This is a genomic window from Flavobacterium frigidarium DSM 17623 (assembly GCF_000425505.1).
GTDB lineage: Bacteria > Bacteroidota > Bacteroidia > Flavobacteriales > Flavobacteriaceae > Flavobacterium > Flavobacterium frigidarium.
Window position 1 is genome coordinate 1 of sequence record NZ_AUDO01000039.1, and the last position, 1485, is coordinate 1485.

The window sequence follows — 1485 nt, forward strand, 5'->3', positions numbered from 1 at the left end:
AAAAGGTGGTAATTGCAAAAAGTATCAAAAAAATAAATATCTAAAAATCAGTACTTTATAAATTGAACTACGCTTTTGCGTCGTTCCCTCTTGCTTATTCTTATATTGTCTTAAAATGAGCTATTTTAAATAATATTTTTAGTCACCAAATAATATCAAAATTACAAAGTAAAGACTAACCATGTTTATCATTATTTTTATCAACCCTTTTATATGCTTATCTAAATAGATAATTCATAAAAAAAATCAATTATCAATCTATTTGTAAAAAATAAAAAGCTGTTTTAAGAACAGAATAATATTCTCTTTTTCTAAAATTAATTGAGCAATAACTTAAAGATTGAAAAGCTTGGTAATAATTCTGTTCTATTGCTAATCGTGTTGAGATTGATATACTTTTATTTATTCTTTCAGACTGATTAAAGGTAATTAAAGCCTGTTTTTAAAAGGGATTACAGAGGTTCTTGGAGCTTAGTGTTTTTCTTACTATTTCTTAATCGTGTTGAGATTGATACACTTATACATTTTACTTATGTAAAGAGTAATTAAATTACACTATAGTAGAATAAATTTTATTAATTTTTTGTACATCAGATGTTTATGATTTTAAAGGGGGTAAAAAAGTAACCGAAACTTTCAGCGTGAAAATATAGGATCAAATTCTATTTGAAAGAGCCGGCAATTACACTCTACTTTTTGATTTGATGTTTAAGTAAAAAATCATAAGCGACTGATAATCAGCACTTTAAAAAAAGCCGCGCGGGGGCCTAGTTTTCATCTCAATATATTACCTTTTTTTTCTCTCAGGATTGTCTCCAATATTGTCGCAATTGATTTTCGTTTTTTGAGTTCAATATGATATCTTAAAATTCCTTTTTTTTCTCTCAAAATGCTTTAAAGTAATTTTATGGTTGTTTTGAGTACCTTTTTAGACTCCGTTAAGTACTGTGTTTACTAGGGTTCACAAAGTTTTAAGTTACTTATTTACCCCACTAAGTAACTTTTTTACAGATTCAGGTTACTTTTTTACCCTATTTTCACTCCTTTTGTAACTATAGTTTTGTTACAACGCTTTTAATATGTTACATTTGCTTTTTAAAAAAATCAAAGATATGAAAGAAATCGTGATTGCTCAAGATAACCGGCTTACTTCTTCGAGGTATGAACTGACACTAATTGAAAAACGAATTTTCTACTATATAGTGAAAGAAGTCCGCAGCAAATATAACACTGGGCAGCGTGATCTCTTTGACGATTTGATTTTAAATATTAAAGTTTCCGACTTATCCCGGGAAGTGAACCAGGAGGACAACAAAAAAGAAACCCGGAAAGCATTAGAAAAATTTCGCTCTCGAAATTTCACCTATGCAAACGAAGCAGACGATGACTGGTTAACTTGCGGATTCATTAACTACGCACACATCAAAAAAGGAATTGCTGAAATCCAGGTTTCACATAAATTAATGCCTTTTTTAGTTGAGCTTT

1 protein-coding gene is annotated in these 1485 nt (G+C 29.2%); it reads left to right on the forward strand.

Annotated elements, in window-relative coordinates; all coding sequences use genetic code 11:
- Positions 1 to 1112: 1112 nt before the first annotated feature.
- On the forward strand, positions 1113 to 1485 hold a 373-nt coding region (locus tag H603_RS0112790), incomplete at its 3' end, for a replication initiation protein (protein ID WP_157510447.1).